Genomic DNA, 16,331 nt, shown 5'->3' on the forward strand with positions numbered 1-16,331 from the left:
TCAGGCTCCTCGTGAAATGACAATCACCACCAGCACCGCCAGCTCGATCAGCGCCAGGCGACGGAACAGCACGGGCACGGCGGCACTCTGCCAGCCCGGCACCCAGCCCACCGGGTTCAGCCAGTGGCGCAGCTTCAGCACGGCGGCGAAGTTCTCCTTCACCGGCATGGCGAAACCGTGGGCGGTGATGACCATCGACTGCTCGTGTTCGTAGCCGCAGGCCCACGCCGCGCCGCGCGAGCGGGAGGCGAGACGGTCGCGTCTGAAGAACAGCATCAGCACGAACGGCAGGAGCGGCGCGGCAATCAGCAGCAGCGCCATCATCGGCTGGGACACGACGGTATGCGCCGTAGCCAGCGGCAGCGGAATGGCGTGGCCCAGAAGCGGCAGCAGCCACGGCGCGGCAACCCCACCTGCGATACAGCACAGCGCCAGCGCGAACACGCTGGTGGCCATCAGCACCGGGGCGCAACAGGCGTTTTCCGCTTCGCGGGTGCGCGGCGCGCCCAGGAAGGTGACGCCGTAAACCTTCGCCATACACATCACCGCCAGCGCCCCGGTAATCGCCAGCCCAACCGCCAGCAGCGGGCCGAGCAGCCGCGCGATAAACGCGTCGCTCTGGCCGAGCGCGAAGAAGGATTGATAGATCACCCACTCCCCGGCAAAGCCGTTCAGCGGCGGCAGCGCGGCCATCGCCATCAGCCCGACCAGCATCGCCAGCGAAATGACGGGCATTTTTTTGCCAATCCCGCCGAGCTTTTCAATATCGCGGTGCCCGGTGCGAAACCAGACGCTGCCCGCGCCGAGGAACAGGGTGCTTTTAAACAGGCTGTGGTTGATAAGGTGATACAGACCGCCAATAAACCCGGCGGCAATCAGCGCCGGCTGGTTGAGCGCCAGCCCGCTGACACCCGCGCCCATGCCGAGCAGGATGATGCCGATATTCTCCTGGGTGTGGTACGCCAGCAGGCGCTGGATGTTATGCTCCATCAGGGCGTACAGCCCGCCGACAAATGCGGTGATCATCCCCGCAATCAGCAGCGCCACGCCCCACCACAGCGGCGGCTGGCCGCCCGTCAGGGTTATCGTCAGGATGCCGAACAGACCGACCTTCATCACCACGGTGGAGAACAGCGCGGCAGCCGGGGCCGAGGCATTGGCATGCGCCTGCGGCACCCAGCCGTGCAGCGGGATAATCCCGGCCAGCAGGCCAAAACCGACTACGCCCAACAGCCAGACGTCATTCCCCAGCGGCTGGCCGTTAAGCACGGCAAAGTCCAGCGTGCCGAAACGCTGCCACACCAGCCAGCAGGCCAGCGCCAGCAGCAGCGTACCGAGTCGTCCGAGCGCAAACCACAGCTTGCCGGAGGCGCTGCATCCGGTCAGGAACACGCCGCACAGGGCCATGATTTCAGCCATCACCACCAGCGCGCCGAGGTTGCTGGCGACAACGGTGCAGACCGCGGCGGCCATCAACAGGTTGACCAGCAGGCCGTTGGCGTTGGTGTGCTGATGGCGGTGCCAGTCGATATTAAACAGGCTGATAAACAGCCCACACAGACCAAAGGTGACCAGCCAGATGGCATTTAGCGGCGTAAGCTCAACGGCGTGGTGAATCAGCGGGATGAGGGTGTCGACGGATTGGCCGTCGATCAGGACAACGCCGCCCGCCGCCAGCGTCATCAGGCTGCCGACCGCCCCGCCGATACCGGCGATCCAGCCGCTCAGCGTTTTATGGAAGGAGAGGAGCAGCGCCAGGACAGCGGCGGCGGCAAACCAGGCCACGCCGCTGGTCATCATAACTATCGCGTTCATTTCGCCCCCTCGTTAAGCGCCCGCAGCAGCGAAAGATCGCCGACGTCAGTATTGATGGTCAGCTCGCGCTTGCGTTTGCTGGTGCGGGCGATGTCGCGAATATTAACCAGAATTAACGCTTTGGTCGGACAGGTGCGCACGCAGGCCGGACCTTGTTCATCGAAGCTGCACAGGTCGCACTTCACCGCGACGGCGCGAATGCCCGGCACCCAGTCCAGCAGCGTGCTCACGCGTGCCGGTGCCGGCGGCGCAGGCGGCGCTTTCGGGGTGTTGGCATTCGCCGGAATATGCAGCGGACGGCTGCCGGAAAACTCAATGGCACCAAACGGACAGGCGATGCCGCACAGCTTGCAGCTCACGCACAGGCTTTCGTTCAGCTGTACCGCGCCGTCAACGCGGGTGATGGCATTGACGGGACAGACGCCCGCGCATGGCGCGTCTTCACAGTGGTGACAGAGCTGCGGGGCAGACTCTTTCTCATTACGCATGACGCGCAGGCGCGGCATGGACTGTAGCCCGTGCAGGCGGTGTGTTTCCGAGCACGCCGCCTCACAGGTTCGACAGCCAATACAGACCGTCGAGTCAGCAATTACAAAACGGTTCACCGGGTCATCCTCTGGTGATGGTCATTTTTGACGAAAAAAAACTGTCTTATCGACACTTCTCGACACTCGCTCTTCAGGCCACGTTCGCGGAGGATTTTCCGTCGATCAGCTGTTTCAGGTTGATCGGCTGATCGTGCTCAACGGCAGCGTAGAGGCCGTTATAAACCGGCGCGATTTTCTCCAGATAGTGCTCCAGCACCTGCTGGCGATCGCGGGTGCTGACGTGACCGTCCACCATGCCGTCGGCCATCAGTTGGGCTTTCGCAATACACTGTTTTTCACCCTCTTTTGTCTCAACGTAATACTCAATGGTGTGGCTGTTGAAGCTCTCCGCCAGGGTGACAAAAATCGTGAAGTGTCCAAACAACACAAAGCGCATATCCCCCTGCGCCGCGCAGCTCATGGCATGGTGCAGACGGGCTTTTGAGAGGGTGATCCCCTGAATCAGAGAGTTGCAGTAGAGGTGCCACTGATCCTGAAGCTGCTGATGACGTTGCGCGATGTAATCCGCTTTTTCGCTAATTTCCCAAATAGTCATAAAAGGTATCCGGTTAATGGAGTTAGCGGCTGTTAAGCAGGTTTCGTGCCAGTTTTTAATTTATTGATTTATATGGATTTTAAAGAGATGCGCACTGTCACCGCTGCGGTGTCGACGTGTCATTTCGACAGCGTTGACATCGTCACGCCGTAACGCAAATCAAGCTGGCACTGTTATTGCATTAAAGGGGCAATTCATTAAGGAGGCGTCATGCACGAAATCACCCTCTGCCAGCGGGCACTGGAACTTATCGAACAGCAGGCTGTGCAGAACCATGCGAAGCGCGTGACCGGCGTCTGGCTGAAGGTCGGGGCGTTTTCCTGCGTCGAGACCAGCGCCCTCACCTTCTGTTTTGAGCTGGTGTGCCGCGGCACGCTGGCGGAGGGTTGCGCACTGCATATCGAGGAGCAGCAGGCGGAGTGCTGGTGCGAGCAGTGTCAGCAGTACGTCACGCTGCTGTCATCGAAGGTACAGCGCTGTCCGCAGTGCCAGAGCAGCGGGCTGCGCATCGTGGCGGATGACGGTATGCAGATCCAACGCCTCGAAATCGAGAAGGAGTAATGTATGTGTAGTACCTGCGGTTGCGCTGAAGGCAACCTGTATATAGAAGGGGATGAACACCGTCCCCACTCCGCGTTTCGCTCCGCGCCCTTTTCCCCTGCCCCGCGTCCCGCGGCGGCATTGACCGGCATCACCTTTGCGCCACAACGTTCAGACGCGGGCGACCTGCATTACGGCCACGGCGAAGCGGGCACCCACGCGCCGGGCATCAGCCAGCGCGAGATGCTGGAGGTGGAGATCAATGTGCTGGACAAAAATAACCAGCTCGCCGCCCGCAATCGCGCCCGCTTTGCCGCCCGTCAACAGCTGGTACTGAACCTGGTCTCCAGCCCCGGCTCCGGTAAAACCACCCTGCTGACCGAAACCCTCAAACGACTGAATAAACGTGTCTCCTGCGCCGTTATCGAAGGCGATCAGCAAACGGTAAACGACGCGGCGCGCATCCGCGAAACCGGTACGCCCGCGATTCAGGTCAACACCGGCAAGGGCTGCCACCTGGATGCGCAGATGATTGCCGACGCCGCCCCGCGCCTGCCGCTGGCGGATAACGGCATCCTGTTTATTGAAAACGTCGGCAACCTGGTCTGCCCGGCAAGCTTCGACCTCGGCGAGCGGCATAAAGTGGCGGTGCTCTCCGTGACCGAAGGGGAAGACAAGCCGCTGAAGTATCCACATATGTTTGCCGCCGCCTCCCTCATGCTGCTGAACAAAGTCGACCTGCTGCCGTACCTGAATTTCGACGTGGATAAGTGCCTGGCTTACGCCCGGGAAGTGAACCCGGACATTGAGATCCTGCTGGTTTCCGCCACGCACGGCGACGGGATGGATGCCTGGCTGAACTGGCTGGAGAGCGAACGATGTGCATAGGCGTCCCCGGACAAATTCATTCGATCGACGGCAATCAGGCCAAAGTGGAGGTCTGCGGCATCCTGCGCGATGTCGATCTGACGCTGGTGGGCAGCCACGATGAGACCGGCGCATCGCGTCTTGGCCAGTGGGTGCTGGTCCACGTGGGGTTTGCCATGAGCGTGATTAATGAGGAAGAAGCCCGCGACACGCTGGACGCGCTACAGAATATGTTCGACGTTGAGCCGGACGTGGGTGCCCTGCTATATGGTGAGGAACGATAACACATGCGTTACGTTGATGAATATCGCGCGCCTGAGCAGGTGTTGCAGCTTATCGATCGCCTGAAAACCCGCGCGTCCCTGCTGGACTACACGAAAGAAAAACCGCTGCGGATCATGGAGGTGTGCGGCGGACACACCCACGCCATCTTCAAATTTGGCCTCGACCAGCTGCTGCCGGAGAACATCGAATTTATCCACGGCCCCGGCTGCCCGGTGTGCGTGCTGCCGATGGGGCGCATCGACAGCTGTCTCGACATCGCCAGCCGCCCCGGTGTGATTTTTTGCACCTTCGGCGACGCCATGCGCGTACCGGGAAAAAATGGCTCGCTGCTCCAGGCGAAGGCGCGCGGCGCGGACGTGCGAATCGTCTACTCACCGATGGATGCCCTTACGCTGGCGATGGCTAATCCTGAGCGTAAGGTGGTCTTTTTCGGGCTGGGTTTTGAAACCACCATGCCCGCCACCGCTATCACTCTCCAGCAGGCGAAAGCCCGCAACGCCACTAACTTTTACTTTTTCTGCCAGCACATCACGCTTATTCCCACGCTGCGTAGCCTGCTTGAAGCGCCGGACAACGGCATCGACGCCTTCCTGGCACCAGGACACGTCAGCATGGTGATCGGCACAGAAGCCTACGGTTTTATCGCTGAACAGTACAATCGTCCGTTAGTGGTGGCTGGTTTCGAGCCACTTGATCTACTGCAAGGCGTGACCATGCTGGTTGAGCAGAAAATAGCGGCCCTGAGTGTGGTGGAAAATCAGTATCGCCGCGTGGTGCCCGATGCAGGTAACAGACGGGCACAGCAGGCGATAGCCGACGTGTTTAGCGTCGAAGGCGACAGCGAGTGGCGCGGACTGGGGCTGATTGCCGAATCCGGCGTACACCTGACGCCCGCGTATCGCGCCTTCGACGCCGAAGCGCATTTCCGCCCGCAGCCGCAGAAGGTGTGCGACGATCCCCGCGCCCGCTGTGGCGACGTACTCACCGGCAAATGCAAACCTCATCACTGCCCGTTATTTGGCAACGCCTGTAACCCGCAAACCGCGTTTGGCGCGCTGATGGTCTCTTCCGAAGGGGCATGCGCCGCGTGGTATCACTATCGCAACCAGGAGTGTGAAGCATGAACACGGTGGAAATGGCGCACGGAAGCGGTGGACAGGCGATGCAGCAGTTGATTAACAGGCTGTTCATGGAAGCCTTTAACAACCCCTGGCTCGCCGAGCAGGAAGATCAGGCGCGTATTGACCTCGCGGCCCTGACCGCCCACGGCGACAGGCTGGCGTTCTCTACCGACAGCTACGTGATTGACCCGCTGTTCTTCCCGGGCGGCGATATCGGCAAGCTCGCCGTCTGCGGCACGGCAAACGACGTGGCCGTCAGCGGCGCGATCCCCCGCTACCTCTCCTGCGGGTTTATCCTCGAAGAAGGGTTACCCATGGAGACGCTCACGGCGGTGGTCAACAGCATGGCGCACACCGCCCGCGAGGCGGGGATCGCCATCGTGACCGGGGATACCAAGGTGGTGCAGCGCGGCGCGGCTGATAAGCTCTTCATTAACACCGCCGGAATGGGGGCGATCCCCGCCGACATTCACTGGGGCGCGCAGCAGCTTTGTGCAGGCGACGTGCTGATTGTCAGCGGCACGCTGGGCTGCCACGGGGCAACCATCCTGAACCTGCGCGAAGGCTTAGGGCTGGATGGCGAGCTGCACAGTGACTGCGCGGTACTCACGCCGCTGATCCAGACGCTGCGCGACATGCCGGGTGTAAAAGCCCTGCGCGACGCCACGCGAGGCGGCGTGAATGCCGTCGTACACGAATTTGCCGCAAGCAGCGGCTGCGGAATTGAACTGACCGAGCGCGGCCTGCCCGTTAAGCCTGCTGTACGCGGGCTGTGCGAGCTATTAGGGCTAGACCCGCTTAACTTTGCCAACGAAGGCAAGCTGGTGATCGGCGTGGAACGCACGGCGGCGGAAGCCGTACTTGAACAACTGCGCGCACATCCCTTAGGGAAAGACGCGGCCATCATCGGCGACGTGGTTGAGCGCAAAGGGGTGCGCCTGATCGGGCTTTACGGCGTGAAGCGCACGCTGGATCTGCCGCACGATGAACCGTTACCCCGAATTTGCTAGACCGCGCCAAAAGCGGTCAGCGCTGAATGTCTCTTTTTTGCCAGTTTCTATTGGAAAGCAATAATGCCGTATACACCGATGAGCGATCTTGGACAGCAGGGCCTGTTTGACATCACGCGCACACTTTTACAACAGCCCGACCTCGGCGCGCTGAGCGATGCCCTGACGCGGCTGGTCAGGCAATCAGCGCTGGCGGACAGCGCCGCCATTGTGCTCTGGCATAGCGCAACCCACCGCGCGAGCTATTTCTCAACGCGTGATAACGGCAAAATCTTCGAATATGAAGATGAAACGTTTCTGGCCCACGGTCCGGTGCGACGTATTCTCTCCCGCCCGGAAGCGCTGCACTGCAATTTTGACCAGTTTCGCCAGGCCTGGCCGAAGCTGGCAGAGAGCAACCTTTACCACCCGTTCGGCCACTACAGCATGCTGCCGCTGGCGGTGGAAGGGCAAATTTTTGGCGGCTGCGAGTTTATCCGTAATAACGACCAGCCCTGGACCGAGGCGGAGTACGAGCGGTTGCATACCTTCACGCAAATTGTGGCCGTCGTGGCAGAGCAGATCCAAAGCCGCGTCACCAATAACGTGGATTACGACCTGTTGAGCCGCGAGCGCGATAATTTCCGCATACTGGTCGCCATCACCAATGCCGTGCTGTCGCGTCTCGATATGGACGAACTGGTGAGCGAAGTCGCCAAAGAGATCCATCACTATTTCAGGATCGATGCTATCAGCATTGCGCTGCGCGGCAACCGTAAGGGCAAGCTGAACATCTACTCCACCCACTACCTCGACGAAGCTAACCCGGCGCACGAGCAAAGCGAAGTGGACGAAGCGGGAACCCTGTCTGAACGGGTATTTAAAAGCAAAGAGATCCTGCTGTTAAATCTCAGCGAGCAGGATCCGGTAGCGCCCTACGAGCGGATGCTGTTTAACACCTGGGGCAACAAGATCCAGACCCTGTGCCTGCTGCCGCTGATGTCCGGCAACACCATGCTCGGCGTGCTTAAACTGGCGCAGTGCGATGAAGCCGTATTTACCACCGCCAACCTGAAGCTGCTGCGCCAGATCGCCGAACGTATCTCCATTGCGCTGGATAACGCCCTCGCCTATCAGGAGATCCACCGTCTGAAAGAACGGCTGGTGGACGAAAACCTGGCGCTGACCGAGCAGCTCAACAATGTGGACAGCGAGTTTGGCGAAATCATCGGACGCAGCGATGCCATGTACAACATCCTCAAGCAGGTGGAGATGGTGGCGCAGAGCGACAGCACGGTGCTGATCCTCGGTGAAACCGGCACAGGGAAAGAGCTGATTGCCCGGGCGATCCACAACCTGAGCAACCGCAACAGCCGCCGGATGGTGAAGATGAACTGCGCGGCGATGCCTGCGGGCTTACTGGAAAGCGACCTGTTCGGCCACGAGCGCGGCGCGTTTACCGGCGCCAGCAGCCAGCGGCTGGGCCGTTTTGAACTGGCGGATAAAAGCTCATTGTTCCTCGACGAAGTGGGCGATATGCCGCTGGAGCTTCAGCCTAAGCTGCTGCGCGTTTTGCAGGAGCAGGAGTTCGAGCGTCTCGGCAGCAACAAGCTGATCCAGACCGACGTGCGTCTGATTGCCGCCACCAACCGCGATCTGAAAAAAATGGTCGCCGACCGCGAGTTTCGCAGCGATCTTTACTATCGTCTGAACGTCTTCCCGATCTGCCTGCCGCCGCTGCGCGAACGCCCGGAAGATATTCCGCTGCTGGTGAAAGCCTTTACCGCGAAGATTGCCCGCCGGATGGGGCGAAATATCGACAGTATTCCTGCCGAAACGCTACGCACCCTTTCGGCGATGGAGTGGCCGGGGAACGTGCGCGAGCTGGAAAACGTCATTGAGCGCGCGGTCCTGCTGACGCGCGGGAACGTGCTCCAGCTCTCCCTGCCAGAGGTTACTCTCTCTGAAACGACCGTGGCCGCAAGCGAGCTTGCGAAAGAGGGAGAAGATGAATATCAGCTCATTATGCGAGTGCTGAAGGAGACCAACGGCGTGGTAGCCGGACCGAAAGGTGCGGCGCAACGGCTGGGGCTGAAGCGTACTACCCTGCTCTCGCGTATGAAGCGTCTGGGAATCGATAAAGAGAGCCTGAAATAACCCGTCATTCCGTCAGCGGGTACATATTGCTCCCGCGCTGGCGCAGGGATATTTGGTGCTCTTTTTCTGTCTGCCTGCGCCGCGCCGTAGCCCTGAGCGTGATTTGTCGTCCACTGCGGCGCTGAGACGATTATTTTTTAGGCCGATACTTTTCCGGTAATTCCGGAACCGGACGACGATCGTCGATCAGATGTCGGATGGTCAGAATCGGATGACGCCATAACATACGTGGCCCTGCCCAGCGCATTACCTGCTTCATCTCTTCCCGTCGGGCGGGCTGATAACAGTGCACCGGGCACTGTTTGCAGGCAGGTTTTTCCTCACCAAACACGCATTTATCCAGCCGCTTATCGGCATAAGCCTTAAGCGCCGAATAGTGCCCCTCTTCTTTTATGGCGTGCGGACACCTGTTTTCGTACAGGGCGATCATTCTGGCGATCGTCTTTTTTTCTCGTGAAATACGTTTACCGGACATAACGTCGTCCTCAACAATAAAGTGTATTTATAATACCTTTTTATCCGCACATTTTCAGTTATTGCATTCCGTTTTCTGAAGCGTCCTTCCAGAATTACCCCTCCCCTCGCTGCGTTTTACTGGTATTTTATACAGGTGTAAATAACCGTATTCACCGGAGAGCTTATGCAACAGATCGCGATCGCCAAACCCTATCGGCACTTAAAAGTGGGTTACTTCAGAAAACGTCATGAAGACCGTAAAACGAAAATTCCAAAACGCTACAGCGTACACGCAGCGCTAAGCCTGAAAGGCGACTGGCTTGAACAAGCGGGATTTACCACCAACTCGCAGGTTCGGGTGGGCGTCGAGCACGGAAAAATCATCATTGAATTAATAGCGGAAGATGCCTCGTAAAGTCGTGACTTTTTTCTGCGCCGCACCTTTTTTTCATGCGACAATAGAAGGAACAATCGGCCATTGAGCCGCTCAAAGCGTAATATTTTCAAAGAAATGGATATCATAACTCCATGAGCACAATCGACAATTTCGACGCGCATACGCCGATGATGCAGCAGTACCTGAAGCTGAAGGCACAGCATCCGGAAATTCTGCTGTTTTACCGTATGGGCGATTTTTACGAGCTTTTTTATGACGATGCGAAACGTGCGTCTCAGCTGCTCGACATTTCTCTGACGAAACGTGGCGCGTCGGCAGGCGAGCCCATCCCGATGGCGGGTATCCCGCATCACGCGGTTGAAAACTATCTGGCGAAGCTGGTGAACCAGGGCGAGTCTGTCGCTATCTGCGAACAAATTGGCGACCCGGCCACGTCGAAAGGCCCCGTTGAGCGCAAGGTCGTACGCATCGTGACGCCGGGAACCATCAGCGATGAAGCCCTGCTTCAGGAGCGCCAGGATAACCTGCTGGCGGCGATCTGGCAGGACGGTAAAGGGTTTGGCTACGCCACGCTGGATATCAGCTCCGGTCGTTTTCGCCTGAGTGAACCGGCTGACCGTGAAACCATGGCGGCTGAACTACAGCGCACTAATCCGGCAGAACTGCTTTATGCAGAGGATTTCGCCGAGATGGCGCTGATTGAAGGTCGCCGCGGCCTGCGTCGTCGTCCACTGTGGGAGTTCGAAATTGATACCGCGCGCCAGCAGCTGAACCTGCAATTTGGCACGCGCGATTTGATTGGCTTTGGTGTGGAAAATGCCCCGCGCGGGCTATGTGCCGCAGGCTGCCTGTTGCAGTACGTGAAGGATACGCAGCGTACCGCCCTGCCCCATATCCGTTCAATTACCATGGAGCGTCAGCAGGACAGCATCATCATGGATGCCGCCACGCGCCGCAACCTGGAGATCACGCAGAACCTCGCTGGCGGCATGGAAAATACGCTGGCGTCGGTTCTTGACAGCACGGTTACCCCCATGGGCAGCCGTATGCTCAAACGCTGGCTGCATATGCCGATCCGCAACACCGAAACGCTGATTGGCCGTCAGCAAACCATTGCCGCATTGCAGGATCGTTACACCGAATTGCAGCCGGTGCTGCGTCAGGTGGGTGACCTTGAGCGTATCCTGGCGCGCCTGGCATTGCGTACCGCGCGTCCACGCGATCTCGCCCGTATGCGTCACGCTTTCCAGCAGTTGCCGGAACTGCGCGCTCAGCTGGGAGAGATCGACAGCGCGCCAGTGCAAAAGCTGCGCGAAACCATGGGCGAATTTACCGAGCTTCGCGAACTGCTGGAACGCGCCATCATTGATGCGCCGCCTGTTCTGGTGCGGGATGGCGGGGTTATTGCTCCGGGTTATAACGAAGAGCTGGACGAATGGCGTGCGCTGGCCGATGGCGCGACGGATTATCTGGATAAGCTGGAAATCCGCGAGCGTGAACGTCTGGGGCTCGACACCCTGAAAGTCGGCTACAACGCCGTACACGGTTACTATATCCAGATCAGTCGTGGGCAGAGCCACCTGGCACCGATTCACTACGTTCGCCGCCAGACGCTGAAAAATGCCGAGCGCTACATTATTCCCGAGCTGAAAGAGTACGAAGACAAAGTGCTCACGTCGAAAGGTAAAGCGCTGGCGCTGGAGAAACAGCTGTATGACGAGCTGTTCGACATCCTGTTGCCGCATCTGGCTGACCTTCAAATGAGCGCCGCTGCGCTGGCCGAGCTGGATGTGCTGGTAAACCTGGCCGAGCGCGCCGAAACGCTGAACTACACCTGTCCAACCTTTACTGACAAGCCCGGCATTCGCATTACCGAAGGTCGCCATCCGGTGGTTGAGCAGGTGCTGAACGAGCCGTTTATTGCCAACCCGTTGAACCTGTCACCGCAGCGAAGAATGCTGATCATTACCGGCCCCAATATGGGCGGTAAAAGTACCTATATGCGCCAGACAGCCCTTATCGCGCTGCTCGCCTACATCGGCAGCTACGTTCCGGCGCAGAAGGTTGAGATTGGCCCTGTCGACCGTATCTTCACCCGTGTGGGTGCGGCGGACGATCTGGCGAGCGGTCGCTCTACCTTTATGGTCGAGATGACCGAAACCGCCAACATTCTGCATAACGCGACAGAGAACAGTCTGGTGTTGATGGACGAAGTAGGACGCGGTACCTCCACCTATGACGGCCTGTCCCTGGCCTGGGCGTGCGCGGAAAGTCTGGCGAATAAAATCAAGGCGCTGACGCTGTTCGCGACGCACTATTTCGAACTGACACAGCTGCCAGAGAAAATGGAAGGCGTGGCTAACGTCCACCTTGATGCGCTTGAGCACGGCGACACCATCGCCTTTATGCACACGGTGCAGGACGGCGCGGCAAGCAAGAGCTATGGCCTGGCCGTCGCCGCGCTGGCGGGTGTGCCGAAAGAGGTGATTAAGCGCGCGCGTCAGAAATTGCGTGAGCTGGAAAGTTTGTCACCGAATGCGGCAGCTACGCAGATAGATGGTACGCAGATGTCACTGCTGGCGGTGCCGGAAGAGACATCTCCGGCTGTGGAAGCGCTGGAAAATCTCGATCCGGATTCGCTGACGCCGCGTCAGGCGCTGGAGTGGATTTATCGGTTGAAGAGTCTGGTTTAGTTCTCTGCGGTCTTTTTTGCCGGGTGGCGGCTTCGCCTTACCCGGCCTACAAAACCCGTAGGCCCGGTAAGCGTAGCGCCACCGGGCAAAAGATCGCACAATATTAACGCCCGGTAAGCGCAGCGCCTCCGGGCTTTTTATTACAGCAGCGGCGGGATCGTCGGCACCTGCGGTGCTTCATCAATATCCTTCTGCGTCATGCGGAACGCTTCCGGGTAATGCTCACGGCTGGTACGGCGCAGCGGTTCGGTATCGCGCCAGGTATACAGACAGTGCTGACACTGGTATACCGTCCAGACACCTTTCACCGGTGATGTTGCCATCACCTCAATATGTTCATCGGCACAACGTGGACAAATCATTTTTTCCTCCTTATTGACGTGCCGCCAGCATCGCGGTCAGTTTTTCGGCCCAGGCTTTGGTTTCAGGGAGATCCTGTACCGGCTGGCTGTAGTGACCACGGTTGTCCGGAGCGACAGGGGTGGTGGCATCAATGATCAGCTTGTCAGTGATCCCCGCCGGGCTGGAGCCGGGGTCAAGCTCCAGCACAGACATATTCGGTAGCTGCACCAGATCGCCAGCCGGATTGACCTTCGATGACAGCGCCCACATCACCTGCGGCAGGTTAAACGGATCGACGTCCTCATCCACCATAATCACCATTTTCACGTAACCCAGACCGTGTGGCGTGGTCATGGCGCGGAGCCCGACTGCACGGGCAAAACCGCCGTATCGTTTTTTGGTGGAGATAATCGCCAGCAGGCCGTGGGTGTACATGGCGTTTACCGCCTGCACTTCCGGGAATTCCGCCTTCAGCTGCTGATAGAGCGGCACGCAGGTAGCGGGCCCCATCAGATAATCAATCTCGGTCCACGGCATCCCCAGGTAGAGAGATTCGAAAATGGGTTTTGTGCGGTAAGAGACTTTATCAATGCGCACGACCGTCATGTTGCGCCCGCCGGAGTAGTGTCCGGTAAACTCACCGAATGGCCCTTCAATCTCACGTTTTCGGCCTTCAATCACCCCTTCCAGGATCACTTCCGACCCCCACGGCACATCAAAACCGGTCAGCGGAGCCGTCGCAATCGGATACGGACTTTCGCGTAGCGCACCGGCCATCTCATACTCGGATTGATCGTATTTCAGCGGCGTGGCGCCCATCAGGGTGATGATCGGATCGTTACCCAACGTAATAGCAATGGGCAGATCTTCGCCGCGCTCTTCTGCCTTATGCAGATGCAGCGCGATATCATGCATCGGCACCGGTTGCAGGCCGAGCTTACGCTTGCCCTTCACTTCCATACGGTAAATCCCGACGTTCTGCTTGCCGAAGTGATCGGGGTCGAGCGGATCGCGGGAGACAACGCACGCTTTATCGAGATAAAAGCCCCCGTCACCGTCGTTCAGGCGGAACAGCGGCAGAATGTCGAACAGGTTGATGTCTTCCCCGTCCACCGTGTTCTGCGCCCAGGCCGGATTTGCACGACGCTCTGGCGAGACGGGGAATTTGTCCCAGCGACGAATAAACTCGTCGATCTGTTTTTTCACCGGGGTATTTGCTGGCAGCCCCATCGAAATAGCGTGGTTTTGCCACGAGCCGATAGTGTTCATCACCACACGGGCATCGGTGAAGCCGCGAATATTATCGAACCACAGCGCAGGCGCACCATCGCCAATGCGTCCGGTAGCGTTGGCGGCGGCCGCTAAATCCGGCTCAGCGTTTACCTCTTCCTCAATTTTCAGCAGCTGCCCTTGCTCATCGAGCGCCTGCAAGAAGCTTCTCAAATCATCAAATGCCATCTTTATTCTCCTGTGAAAAATGTTTCGCTGCCTGCAAACCTTCCCAGCGTCGGGCTTTTTTATGCTCCAGACCAAACTGGTCGAGAACGCGGGTCACGATATGCTGGGTTATGTCATCGGCGGTTTGTGGGTGGTTGTAGTACGCAGGCATAGGCGGCACCATCGCCACGCCCATGCGGGAAAGGGCAAGCATGTTCTCAAGATGGATGGTGCTGAGCGGCGTCTCACGCGGAACCAGCACCAGCTTGCGTCCCTCTTTCAGCACCACGTCTGCCGCACGCCCTACCAGCCCTTCGGCGTAGCCCGCGCGGATACCCGCCAGCGTTTTCATGCTGCACGGAATGACGATCATGCCGTCGGTGCGAAACGAGCCGGAGGAGATGGTGGCAGCCTGATCGGCCGGGCTATGGACGACATCCGCCAGTGCAGCAACGTCATGCGCAGTGAAGGGCGTTTCCAGCTCAATCGTGGTTTTTGCCCACTTCGACATCACCAGATGCGTTTCCACCTCCGGCATTTCCCGCAGCGCCTGCAACAACGCCACGCCTAATGGCGCACCCGTCGCGCCCGTCATTCCCACAATCAATCTCATTCAGCACCTCAATTAGTTTGTTCGTATACGAACATATTAACTAAACTACGCCTCGATCCTGCTGCTGACAAGATCGTTCGCATACGATCACACTATTCGCTAAAAAAACTCTCGCGTTAAAATTCAGCCCGAGAGCGGCTATCATAGAGGGAGTATTTTTCCGTCGGAGTGTCCATGGAGTTAAGACAAGAAGCTTTTCACCTGCTACGTCAGCTTTTTCAACAGCATACCGCCCAGTGGCAACACGCATTGCCCGAACTGACCAAACCACAATATGCGGTGATGCGGTCAATTGCTGAAAATCCTGGCATTGAGCAGGTTGCCCTGACTGAAGTCGCGGTGAGCACCAAAGCGACGCTGGCAGAAATGCTGAGCCGCATGGAAGCACGCGGCCTGGTCAGGCGCGAGCACGATCCGGCGGACAAACGCCGTCGGTTTGTCTTTCTGACGGCCGAAGGTGAGGCCCTGCTTGAGAGCAGTAAACCGATTGGAAATGAGGTGGATGAGGCGTTTTTAGGGCGCCTTAACGGCGCGGAACGAGAGCAATTTTCAGCGCTCATTAAAAAGATGATGCAGGGTTAAGTAACCCTGACGCGCATAAAATCAATAAATGTTCGCACTTTCGCGGGCACATGCCGGGCATCGGGATAAACAGCATAGATGCCCTGCTGAGCAAACGTGTACTCCGGTAACAGCGAGACCAGCTTCCCTGCATCCAGTGCGTTACGCACCAGCCACTCCGGCAACAGCGCCACGCCACATCCCGCGAGGGCAAAAGCCATCAACGCCTGGGCACTGTCTGCATACAGGCGCGGCGCTTTTCTGATCTCAAAGGAAACAGGATGCCGATCAACGCCTCTCACCTGCCAGCGCAGCGGCGACGTTAAACGCTCGTGAATGATCCAGTCCGCTTCCGCCAGCTGCTCCAGCGAGTCAACCGGATGGTTTGCCAGCCAGCATGGCGTCGCCACGGGCAGGATGGTGAAGGAGGTCATCAACGCGGCGTGGTAGCGCGAATCTGCAAGCGTGCCGAGCCGGATAGCGACATCGAAGCGCTCGGCGATAAGATCGGCATGCAAAGAGGACGAGACATGCCGCACGCGGAGATCAGGGTGCAGCTGGCTAAACTCAGCCAGCAAAGGCACCACCACCTGCGAGCCATACTCGGGCGTGGTGGTGATCCGCAGTTCTCCCGTCAGCCCGGCGTGGTTGGCGCGAACATCATCCTGCAATCGCTCTGCATCCCGTAACAGCATCACGCTTCGTTGATGAAAGAGCTTCCCCGCTTCGGTCAGCGTCAAGCGTCGGGTGGTTCGCAGCAACAGGGTGACGCCCAGCTCCTCTTCAAGCTGACGAATATGAAAGCTGACCACCGCTTTTGTCAGCCCCATCGCCTCCGCCGCGGCGGTGAAACTGCCGGTGTCCGCTACGGCGATAAACATCGCCGTACGCTGTAAATTAAGCATCGCTTGCCTG

General features: G+C 58.6%; 17 protein-coding genes. 9 read left to right on the forward strand and 8 right to left on the reverse strand.

Annotated elements, in window-relative coordinates:
* From hycC to hycA, 3 genes are all read right to left on the reverse strand, one after another.
* Positions 1-1,815, reverse strand: a complete 1,815-nt coding sequence (gene hycC, locus BFV65_RS16545; RefSeq protein WP_069596903.1) for a formate hydrogenlyase subunit 3 — start codon at positions 1,813-1,815, stop codon at positions 1-3.
* Complete coding sequence (locus tag BFV65_RS16550; RefSeq protein WP_022649166.1) at positions 1,812-2,420, reverse strand: 4Fe-4S dicluster domain-containing protein; 609 nt, start codon at positions 2,418-2,420, stop codon at positions 1,812-1,814. Before BFV65_RS16550 ends, hycC begins: the two co-directional genes overlap by 4 nt.
* Before the next feature lie 73 nt (positions 2,421-2,493).
* On the reverse strand, positions 2,494-2,958 hold the full coding sequence (hycA, locus tag BFV65_RS16555; protein ID WP_022649167.1) for a formate hydrogenlyase regulator HycA: 465 nt from the start codon (positions 2,956-2,958) through the stop codon (positions 2,494-2,496).
* Positions 2,959-3,168: 210 nt separating this feature from the next.
* Between hycA and hypA the strand changes: the two genes are divergently transcribed.
* The 6 genes from hypA to flhA all read left to right on the forward strand — a co-directional run bounded on the left by hypA (position 3,169) and on the right by flhA (position 8,917).
* Positions 3,169-3,519, forward strand: a complete 351-nt coding sequence (hypA, locus tag BFV65_RS16560) for a hydrogenase maturation nickel metallochaperone HypA (protein ID WP_022649168.1) — start codon at positions 3,169-3,171, stop codon at positions 3,517-3,519.
* Positions 3,520-3,522: 3 nt separating this feature from the next.
* A complete protein-coding gene (gene hypB / locus BFV65_RS16565) occupies positions 3,523-4,386 on the forward strand; it encodes a hydrogenase nickel incorporation protein HypB (protein ID WP_023306822.1) in 864 nt (287 codons plus the stop codon).
* The gene (locus tag BFV65_RS16570) at positions 4,377-4,649 is read left to right on the forward strand and encodes a HypC/HybG/HupF family hydrogenase formation chaperone (protein WP_003862132.1); all 273 of its coding nucleotides are present in this window, start codon (positions 4,377-4,379) and stop codon (positions 4,647-4,649) included. The genes hypB and BFV65_RS16570 overlap by 10 nt, the downstream gene beginning before the upstream one ends.
* Positions 4,650-4,652: 3 nt before the next feature.
* Positions 4,653-5,774, forward strand: coding sequence for a hydrogenase formation protein HypD (gene hypD / locus BFV65_RS16575; protein WP_069596904.1), 1,122 nt, complete (start codon positions 4,653-4,655; stop codon positions 5,772-5,774).
* On the forward strand, positions 5,771-6,781 hold the full coding sequence (hypE, locus tag BFV65_RS16580; RefSeq protein WP_069596905.1) for a hydrogenase expression/formation protein HypE: 1,011 nt from the start codon (positions 5,771-5,773) through the stop codon (positions 6,779-6,781). The genes hypD and hypE overlap by 4 nt, the downstream gene beginning before the upstream one ends.
* A gap of 63 nt (positions 6,782-6,844) precedes the next feature.
* A complete protein-coding gene (flhA, locus tag BFV65_RS16585; protein WP_023330179.1) occupies positions 6,845-8,917 on the forward strand; it encodes a formate hydrogenlyase transcriptional activator FlhA in 2,073 nt (690 codons plus the stop codon).
* A gap of 130 nt (positions 8,918-9,047) precedes the next feature.
* Here the strand turns inward: flhA and BFV65_RS16590 are convergent, their stop codons facing one another.
* Complete coding sequence (locus BFV65_RS16590; RefSeq protein WP_022649174.1) at positions 9,048-9,392, reverse strand: nitrous oxide-stimulated promoter family protein; 345 nt, start codon at positions 9,390-9,392, stop codon at positions 9,048-9,050.
* 165 nt (positions 9,393-9,557) lie between these two features.
* On the opposite strand from BFV65_RS16590, the gene BFV65_RS16595 reads away from it, so the two are divergent.
* Positions 9,558-9,788: a SymE family type I addiction module toxin gene (locus tag BFV65_RS16595; RefSeq protein ID WP_022649175.1), complete on the forward strand. Its 231-nt coding sequence runs from the start codon at positions 9,558-9,560 to the stop codon at positions 9,786-9,788.
* Positions 9,789-9,901: 113 nt separating this feature from the next.
* Positions 9,902-12,463 carry a DNA mismatch repair protein MutS gene (mutS, locus tag BFV65_RS16600; protein WP_048966184.1) on the forward strand — a complete coding sequence of 854 codons (2,562 nt, stop codon included), beginning with the start codon at positions 9,902-9,904 and terminating at the stop codon, positions 12,461-12,463.
* A 140-nt stretch (positions 12,464-12,603) separates the two neighbouring features.
* Here mutS and BFV65_RS16605 read toward each other — a convergent pair whose 3' ends face one another.
* The 3 genes from BFV65_RS16605 to BFV65_RS16615 are packed head-to-tail and all read right to left on the reverse strand — an operon-like array spanning position 12,604 to position 14,855.
* Complete coding sequence (locus BFV65_RS16605) at positions 12,604-12,825, reverse strand: non-oxidative hydroxyarylic acid decarboxylases subunit D (protein ID WP_003862116.1); 222 nt, start codon at positions 12,823-12,825, stop codon at positions 12,604-12,606.
* Between the two features lie 10 nt (positions 12,826-12,835).
* Positions 12,836-14,263 (reverse strand): non-oxidative hydroxyarylic acid decarboxylases subunit C, encoded by a 1,428-nt coding sequence (locus tag BFV65_RS16610; protein WP_023298476.1) that lies wholly within the window; start codon positions 14,261-14,263, stop codon positions 12,836-12,838.
* On the reverse strand, positions 14,253-14,855 hold the full coding sequence (locus BFV65_RS16615; RefSeq protein ID WP_003862111.1) for a non-oxidative hydroxyarylic acid decarboxylases subunit B: 603 nt from the start codon (positions 14,853-14,855) through the stop codon (positions 14,253-14,255). Before BFV65_RS16615 ends, BFV65_RS16610 begins: the two co-directional genes overlap by 11 nt.
* A 174-nt stretch (positions 14,856-15,029) precedes the next feature.
* Here BFV65_RS16615 and BFV65_RS16620 point away from each other — a divergent pair, with 174 nt between their 5' ends.
* Positions 15,030-15,437, forward strand: a complete 408-nt coding sequence (locus BFV65_RS16620; protein ID WP_022651767.1) for a MarR family winged helix-turn-helix transcriptional regulator — start codon at positions 15,030-15,032, stop codon at positions 15,435-15,437.
* On the opposite strand, the gene BFV65_RS16625 is transcribed toward BFV65_RS16620, so the two are convergent.
* Complete coding sequence (locus BFV65_RS16625) at positions 15,434-16,321, reverse strand: LysR family transcriptional regulator (RefSeq protein WP_023298477.1); 888 nt, start codon at positions 16,319-16,321, stop codon at positions 15,434-15,436. The genes BFV65_RS16620 and BFV65_RS16625 overlap by 4 nt on opposite strands.
* Positions 16,322-16,331 lie beyond the last annotated feature (10 nt).

This window comes from Enterobacter hormaechei subsp. hoffmannii (assembly GCF_001729745.1).
Taxonomy (GTDB): Bacteria; Pseudomonadota; Gammaproteobacteria; order Enterobacterales; family Enterobacteriaceae; genus Enterobacter; species Enterobacter intestinihominis.